General features: G+C 46.4%; 8 protein-coding genes and 1 tRNA gene. 3 read left to right on the top strand and 6 right to left on the bottom strand.

Translation table 11 applies throughout. The features are described from left to right. Positions 1 to 231: 231 nt before the first annotated feature. Complete coding sequence (locus tag RIG68_RS28905) at positions 232 to 372, top strand: transposase (RefSeq protein WP_502880675.1); 141 nt, start codon at positions 232 to 234, stop codon at positions 370 to 372. A gap of 99 nt (positions 373 to 471) precedes the next feature. Here RIG68_RS28905 and RIG68_RS20100 read toward each other — a convergent pair. Then, positions 472 to 543, bottom strand: a tRNA-Glu gene (locus tag RIG68_RS20100). Between the two features lie 220 nt (positions 544 to 763). Here RIG68_RS20100 and gap point away from each other — a divergent pair. After that, positions 764 to 1771: a type I glyceraldehyde-3-phosphate dehydrogenase gene (gap, locus tag RIG68_RS20095; RefSeq protein WP_350126350.1), complete on the top strand. Its 1008-nt coding sequence runs from the start codon at positions 764 to 766 to the stop codon at positions 1769 to 1771. A 60-nt stretch (positions 1772 to 1831) separates the two neighbouring features. Here gap and pncA read toward each other — a convergent pair whose 3' ends face one another. The 5 genes from pncA to RIG68_RS20070 form a co-directional block, all read right to left on the bottom strand. Beyond that, on the bottom strand, positions 1832 to 2437 hold the full coding sequence (gene pncA / locus RIG68_RS20090) for a bifunctional nicotinamidase/pyrazinamidase (RefSeq protein ID WP_350126348.1): 606 nt from the start codon (positions 2435 to 2437) through the stop codon (positions 1832 to 1834). Next, a complete protein-coding gene (locus tag RIG68_RS20085; protein WP_350126345.1) occupies positions 2430 to 3908 on the bottom strand; it encodes a nicotinate phosphoribosyltransferase in 1479 nt (492 codons plus the stop codon). Before RIG68_RS20085 ends, pncA begins: the two co-directional genes overlap by 8 nt. Positions 3909 to 3965: 57 nt before the next feature. Further along, positions 3966 to 4709, bottom strand: coding sequence for a YebC/PmpR family DNA-binding transcriptional regulator (locus RIG68_RS20080; protein WP_350126343.1), 744 nt, complete (start codon positions 4707 to 4709; stop codon positions 3966 to 3968). An 83-nt stretch (positions 4710 to 4792) separates the two neighbouring features. Next, the gene (locus tag RIG68_RS20075) at positions 4793 to 5680 is read right to left on the bottom strand and encodes a DMT family transporter (protein WP_350126340.1); all 888 of its coding nucleotides are present in this window, start codon (positions 5678 to 5680) and stop codon (positions 4793 to 4795) included. After that, positions 5677 to 6342, bottom strand: a complete 666-nt coding sequence (locus RIG68_RS20070) for an ABC transporter ATP-binding protein (protein WP_350126337.1) — start codon at positions 6340 to 6342, stop codon at positions 5677 to 5679. The genes RIG68_RS20075 and RIG68_RS20070 overlap by 4 nt, the downstream gene beginning before the upstream one ends. 136 nt (positions 6343 to 6478) lie before the next feature. On the opposite strand from RIG68_RS20070, the gene sucC reads away from it, so the two are divergent. Beyond that, positions 6479 to 7690 carry an ADP-forming succinate--CoA ligase subunit beta gene (gene sucC, locus RIG68_RS20065; protein ID WP_350126334.1) on the top strand — a complete coding sequence of 404 codons (1212 nt, stop codon included), beginning with the start codon at positions 6479 to 6481 and terminating at the stop codon, positions 7688 to 7690. Positions 7691 to 7742 lie beyond the last annotated feature (52 nt).

Here is a 7742-nt window from a genome sequence, read left to right as displayed (position 1 = left end):
CAAAACATTTACCCCCATCTTTCGATCAGAAGTGTGCCGTGAAGCTGTTGATCTAAAGAGGTCAAAAGCTTGTCAAGGGCAGTCTCTACAATATCTGCCTTGAACAACCTGGATGCTCTTTCTAAGATCAGGGTCGATGTGGTACAACGACGTTGAACAAGCTGGGTTTAAAGCGGACGGCTAGTCTCCTTCAATACTGTCTCCCGAACCAACCAGCAGCACTACCTAACTATCCTCAACTACCTTGAACGCAGAAGTACCAATGCGGCAGCAGAGTCTTTCAACGCCAAGGTCAAAGCCTTCAGAAGTCAGTTTAGAGGAGTGAGGAACGTTAGCTTTTTTCTATACAGACTCTCTAAAATCTATGCTTAGTACAGTTGGCGCCCAGATTTTCCGCTTGACCCACGAATTGTGGAATAGATTTGAGGTAGTCTTTAAACGACAAAAGCCGCTTTTCAGCGGCTTTTTTTGTAGTCCGTAGGGGAATCGAACCCCTGTTACCAGGATGAAAACCTGGCGTCCTAACCCCTAGACGAACGGACCATTTTGGGGACAATTGAAGAAGAATTATGCGTGAATCGCTACCCCTTTCCTGAATTGTGGTGCAAAGATATATGGCCTCATTTTAATTGCAAAGCATTGCGGAAAAATTTTCTAAAAATGATTGAAAAACTACTGAACCTTAACAGCTAACTTCTTTGTTTTTAGTGGGTATGGGTGTTAGATTTGCACTCTCTCGTAATAACCATAAACTTTTTTGAAAATGACAAAAGTAAAAGTAGGTATCAATGGTTTCGGTCGTATAGGTCGCCTGGTGTTTAGGGCGGCAATCAACAACCCCTCGATCGAAATCGTAGGAATCAATGACCTGATCGAACCAGATTATATGGCTTATATGCTCAAGTACGACTCTACTCATGGCCTGTTCAAGGGTGAGGTGTCGGTAAAGGGCGGTAACCTGGTTGTGAATGGTCAAACGATCCGGGTAACTGCAGAAAGGGATCCTGCCAATTTGAAATGGAATGAAGTAAGCGCTGAGTATGTAGTTGAATCTACTGGTCTCTTCCTTACCAAAGAAACTGCTGAGAAGCACATTGCTGCAGGTGCCAAGAAGGTGGTAATGTCTGCTCCTTCTAAAGATGATACCCCTATGTTTGTTATGGGTGTAAATCACACTGAATACAAGAGCAATATCAATATCGTTTCAAACGCTTCATGTACCACCAACTGTCTGGCTCCACTTGCTAAAGTGCTTCACGACAAGTTTGGTATCGTGGAAGGTTTGATGACCACAGTACACGCTACCACTGCAACACAGAAAACTGTCGACGGTCCTTCTATGAAAGACTGGAGAGGCGGACGTGGTGCAGGGCAGAACATCATCCCATCATCTACTGGCGCTGCAAAAGCCGTAGGCAAAGTAATCCCATCATTGAATGGTAAATTGACCGGTATGTCTTTCCGTGTTCCTACACCTGACGTATCTGTAGTCGACCTTACCTGCCGTCTTGAAAAAGGCGCTTCTTATGAAGACATCAAGAAGGCGATGAAAGATGCTGCTGATGGACCAATGAAAGGCATTATGGGCTACACTGAAGATGCAGTAGTAAGTACTGACTTCGTTGGTGACGCTCGCTCGTCTATCTTCGATGCTGACGCTGGTATCAGCCTGAACGCTAATTTCGTGAAAGTCGTGTCATGGTACGACAATGAGTGGGGCTATAGCAACCGTGTAGTTGACCTGGTGCTTCATATGGCTTCAGTTAAGTAATCAGTGAATAGTAAATGGTAATCAGTCACTTTTTACTGATTACCATTTACTGATTACTTCTTACCGTCTCACCTCCACCCCTGCCCTCTCCAATTCCTCCAGGGCCTTTTCAAAATCATTAGGTTGTAAATTAACGGCTCTGGTGCCTGCCACAGGTAACACTACCTCAAAGCCAAATTCCTTTGCATCCAAAGCGGTAAATTTCACACAGTAGTCGGCGGCCAGGCCAACCACTGTCACTTTCTCCACATCTTCAGCTTTCAGGTATTCGCCAAGACCAGTTGACTTCCTTTTTCCGTTATCAAACAAGCCGCTATAGCTGTCGATGGTGGCGTCAGTGCCTTTCTGAAAAACCTTTTTGAATTTGGAGGTATTCAAAGCTGAAGCAAACTCTGCTCCTTTACTCCCCTGTACACAATGTACCGGCCACATGATCTGAGGAAGTCCATTCAGGTCAATCACCTCACCGGGTTTCTTCCCTTTGTGGTTGGCGGCAAAGCTTTCGTGGTTAGCCGGATGCCAGTCCTGGGTAGCTACCACAAGGTCAAAGCTATCCATTAGCTCGTTTACAAATGGGACGATTTCATCACCTTGATTAACTGCCAATGCGCCACCAGGAAGAAAGTCGTTTTGTATGTCTACAACGATCAAGGCCTCTCTATTCATTGTTTGTCAATCTTCTAAGTTTTAGTATTAATTCTGTCTTGGCTTTGTGAAGGCTCTCTTCAAGCCCTACCGGGTAAACGTGAGGATTCACAAAGCGTTTCACACTTCTATCCAGCATAGCAAGCTGATCAATATGGCGTTGTTTGATGTCCTTGATGTCGGGCAAGGCATAGATACAACGACCATTTTTGAAAACCGGCACCAGCAAATCTTCACTACTTAGCTTCTCCGCATTCAGCGTTTTTCTCTTTGTCGCATCCATCGGGTCAATGATGAGGCTCTTTTTCTTCAGCTCGGCATCAACATCGTAGATCATATCGCCCACATACTGGCGCCCGTCGTTGAAACGCTTCACCTGTTGTATGCCGGGGTTGTTCATTTTCACGGTCTGTTCTGAAAGCTTCAGCTTGTACTCCCACTTGCCATTGTTCTCAATAGCCGATAGCTTGTACACCGCCCCAAGCGCCGGCTGATCATAAGCAGTTACCAGTTTGGTACCGATACCCCAGACATCAATTTTTGCCTCCTGTAGCTTCAAACTCTGGATCAGATTTTCATCCAGATCGTTGCTGGCCACTACTTTTACATGCTTCAGGCCGGCTTCGTCAAGCATCTCTCTCGCCATTTGCGAGAAATAGGCCAGGTCACCGCTGTCTATCCTAATTCCCATCAACTGCTGTCCTTTGGCTTGCATCGTCTTTCCTACAGCGATAGCCTGCCGGATTCCCTCCTCCGTGTCGTAGGTATCAACCAGCAATACCGCATTGTTGGGCATGGCTTCGGCATAGGTTTCAAAAGCCTCCCTCTCACTGTCAAATGACATCACCCAGCTATGGGCATGGGTGCCGCTTACCGGAATGCCAAAGAGCTTACCTGCCATCACATTGCTGGTAGAAGTGCAGCCACCAATAAAGGCCGACCTGCTGGCTGCCAGTGCACCGTCAATCCCTTGCGCCCTCCTCAACCCAAACTCCATAACGGGATCACCGCCTGCGGCCTGATAGATGCGGGAAGCTTTGGTAGCCACCAGTGTCTGAAAATTGATGAGGTTCAAGAGGGGCGTTTCTATCAGCTGGCATTGCAGAATAGAGCCAGTCACCCGCACCATAGGCTCATGCGGAAAAACAATGGTTCCTTCAGGCACCGCTTCTATGTCGCAGGTAAACTTCAAATCTGCGAGATAGTCAAGAAAGGCGGTCTCGAACAGCGGTTGCCCGTCGTTACCCGTCGTCTCAGCCAGGTAGCTGAGATCCTGCTTCGAAAAATGGAAGTTATTAAGATAATCGACCACGTATTCCAGCCCGCAGGCAACTGTATAACCACCCCCAAAAGGATTGTTTCTAAAGAACAAGTTAAAAACAGCTTTCTGATCTGCCTTGCCCGACTTCCAGTAGCCATAGGCCATGGTGAGCTGGTAAAGGTCGGTAAGCAGTGCCATGGATGCACTGTATAAGTCTTTCGTAATCTTCATAGATAACAAAGGACTGATTTAGTCTCAATCCTTATCCGAAAGTAACATTAAAAGAGGTCAAATCAATTCCATTTGCGCCTCGGTAATCTCCAGGTTATGGAATACCTTCTGCACGTCGTCGTCGTCCTCCAGTGCATCGATAAGTTTCATTACCTTCACAAACTCCTCATCCCCCAAGCTTAGGCGGTTAGCTGGCACTCTCTGTAGCTCTGCATTCTCTACCTGAACGTTCATCTCATCGAGCTTCTTCTGCATCCTACCAAAATCTTCGAATGCACAGGTGACTGTTACGTACCCCTCTTCCACTCCAAGGTCTTCTGCGCCTCCATCGATTACTTCGAGGGTAAATTCGTCTTCATCAAAGTCTTCGGGCTTCAACACCTGAAAATCGCCCTTTCTTTCAAACAGAAACTCAAGTGAGCCATTCGTCCCCAAACTTCCTCCGTACTTTGTATAGGCGTGCCTTACATTTTGAACCGTGCGGTTCTGGTTGTCTGTGGTGCATTCCACATAAATAGCGATACCATGCGGTCCATACCCTTCGTAGGTGAGCTCGAAATAGCTGTCGGCGTCATCGCCAGAAGCCTTCTTAATGGCTCTGTCGATATTGTCCTTAGGCATGTTGGCCCCTTTAGCGTTCTGAATGGCAATTTTCAGCCTTGTGTTCGCCTCAGGGTTGGGACCACCCTCTTTTATGGCAACAGTAATCTCCCGATTCAGTTTGGTAAAAACTTTCCCCCTCTTGGCATCAAGCGCCCCTTTCTTCCGCTTGATGGTTGACCATTTACTATGTCCTGACATTTGATAGTTATCGGTATTTAGTGTTTCGCTTGAAGCCCAAATTGAACGCTCTGATGACAAAATTAAAAAATACTACTATTTGGTCATCGACTCTTCACCATTGATTTTCTCCTTTTCAAAACTTCACCTTTCTTCTTCCACCATACATTACTTACCACACCAAGAATAACGCAGGCCATACCCAGGTAGGTAAGCAAATTGAAGGTTTCGCCGAACAAAAACCCAAAGCCCAGCCCATAAACAATGCCGAGATAGCTGAGACTTGAGATGATTGAAAGTTCCTCCTGCTGGTAAGCTTTCGTCATAAAATACTGTGCAAACTGGGTAAATATGCCCACCATGATCAGCCAGAACCACTCCCAGCCCACAGGCTGCTCCCAAATGAAAATGGAATAAACGCCTGCGATGGGGATAGTGACCAAAGGAAAATATAGAATGATCACCAGTGGATGCTCACTGGTTTTTAGTTTGCGAATAACGTTGTATGCCACGCCAGAACCGAGCGACGACGCCAGACCTATCAGCAAGTGAATAGGCTCTACCCTGATATCGAAACCAGTAACCATCAGCACGCCAAGCATTGACAAGGCAAAAAACACCCACTGCATAGAGAACACTTTTTCCTTGACGAAATAAATACCCAGAATGGTGGTAAACACGGGAGCAAGGTAAAGCAGCGTGTAGGTGGTGGCGAGCGGTATCTGCTGAATCAAAAGGAAATAGAGCAGCAACGAAAAAGAACCACACACCCCTCTTAAAATAAGCATGGGTCTGTTATTACCCCAGGGGGAAATACCTGCAGCTTTAATGCCTATAAATGAAATGATGAACGATATAACTGATCGAAAAAGGATGATTTCGACGGACGGAATTTGCGGAACCATTTTCACGCAAACCTTCATCATTGCAAAGAGAAGTGTGGCAAGCAGCATATACTTTACCCCTGCCGGCAATCTCTTCCATCTCCTCATTTTTCCGCATCAGTAAGCACCATGCCGTCCTGAATTTCCAACGTACGGTCGGCCATAGCGGCAAATTCTTCGTTGTGGGTAACAATGACAAAGGTGTGGCCCAGCTCCTTTCTTATCTTGAAGAAAAGGTTGTGGAGTTCATTGGCATTTTTAGAATCGAGGTTGCCGCTTGGCTCATCACCAAAAACAATGGAAGGGCTATTGATCAGTGCTCTGGCAATCGCCGTCCTTTGCTGCTCACCTCCGGAAAGGGCCGAAGGCTTATGGTCGAGCCTGGCGCCCAGGCCCAGAAGCTGCAAAAGCTCTTTAGCTCTCTTTGCTACCTCGCCATCATTTCTGCCGCCTATGTAACCGGGTATGCAAACATTCTCCAGTGCCGTAAACTCGGGCAACAGGTTGTGAAACTGGAAGACAAAGCCAATTTCTTTATTGCGAAAAGACGCCAGCTGAGTAGATGTCAACTTAAAAACATTCTTGCCCGACAGTTCTATCGTGCCTTCGTCTGGATTGTCCAAACTACCAAGTATATGCAAGAGAGTGCTTTTACCGGCGCCGCTTGCTCCCACTATGGAAACTACTTCTCCTTTGGCTATTTCAAGGTCTATGCCTTTTAACACTTCAAGGTTGCCGTATTTTTTCTTTATTCCTGTCGCTTTTAGCATCTAAAAAATTGTTGCCCTGCAAATATAGAAAGATTGCCTTTCCCTCAAGGCTTTATAACTACCGATCTCTTCACCATTAAACTTTAGCTTGTAATTGCACCCCCTATGGCTTAGATTCGCACAAAAAAATTAGAGGATGAACATTCACGAATATCAAGCCAAAGGAATTCTGAAAAGCTACGGAGTTACCATCCAGGAAGGTATCGTTGCCGATACGCCTGAACGGGCTTTGGAAGCTGCAAGAACCCTCCATGCAGATACAGGCACAAGCTGGTATGTTGTAAAAGCACAAATCCATGCCGGCGGACGTGGAAAGGGCAAAGTAAGGGAAACCGATTCGAATGGAGTAGTGCTTGCCAAGAGCCTGAATGAAGTAGCACCAAAGGCTGAAAAAATACTGGGAGGCACATTGGTAACCCACCAAACTGGGCCCGAAGGTAAAAAGGTGAATAAAGTGCTCATTGCTCAGGACGTTTACTATCCTGGCGAATCGGAGCCGAAAGAATATTACATGAGTATTTTGCTCGACAGGGCAAAAGCCAGCAATGTTATCATGGCATCTACTGAGGGTGGTATGGACATCGAAGAAGTGGCTGCGCATACACCTGAGAAAATCATTAAGGAGTGGATAGACCCATCTGTTGGTTTGCAGCCCTTCCAGGCACGCAAAGTGGCTTTCAAATTGGGGCTGGAAGGCAACGCACTAAAGGAAATGGTGAAATTTATCCATTCTCTTTACAATGCATTCATTGGAAGTGACTCCACCATGTTTGAGATCAACCCTGTGTTGAAAACTTCTGATAACAAAATTCTGGCTGTTGATGCCAAAGTGAACCTTGACGACAACGCCTTGTTCCGTCACAAAGACCTAGCTGAGCTTCGTGATATTTCGGAGGAAGATCCTTTGGAAGTAGAGGCCGGCGTAGCAGGTCTTAACTATGTGAAGCTCGACGGAAACGTGGGTTGCATGGTAAATGGTGCGGGACTGGCCATGGCTACTATGGACATCATCAAGCTTTCTGGTGGCGAACCTGCCAACTTCCTTGACGTAGGGGGTGGAGCCAACGCAAAAACTGTTGAAGCCGGCTTCAGGATCATCCTAAAAGACCCTAACGTGAAGGCTATCCTTATCAACATTTTCGGGGGTATCGTACGCTGCGACAGAGTAGCTACAGGTGTGGTAGAAGCCTACAAAAACATAGGAGAGATCAAAGTACCAATCATTGTTCGTCTTCAAGGCACCAACGCTGAAGAAGGAGCGAAAATAATTGCTGAGTCAGGACTGAAAGTGTTCCCAGCCATCGTGCTAAAAGATGCCGCCACCAAAGTAAAGGAAGTGCTGGCCTAAGTTAAAAGAAGAAATATCATATAGTGGGAGCCCCTCTTTCTTGAGACGGGCT

The sequence above is a fragment of the Imperialibacter sp. genome (assembly GCF_040222385.1).
GTDB lineage: Bacteria > Bacteroidota > Bacteroidia > Cytophagales > Cyclobacteriaceae > Imperialibacter.
The sequence above is the reverse complement of the archived record's forward strand: the minus strand, read 5'-3'. Positions and strand labels throughout refer to the sequence as shown.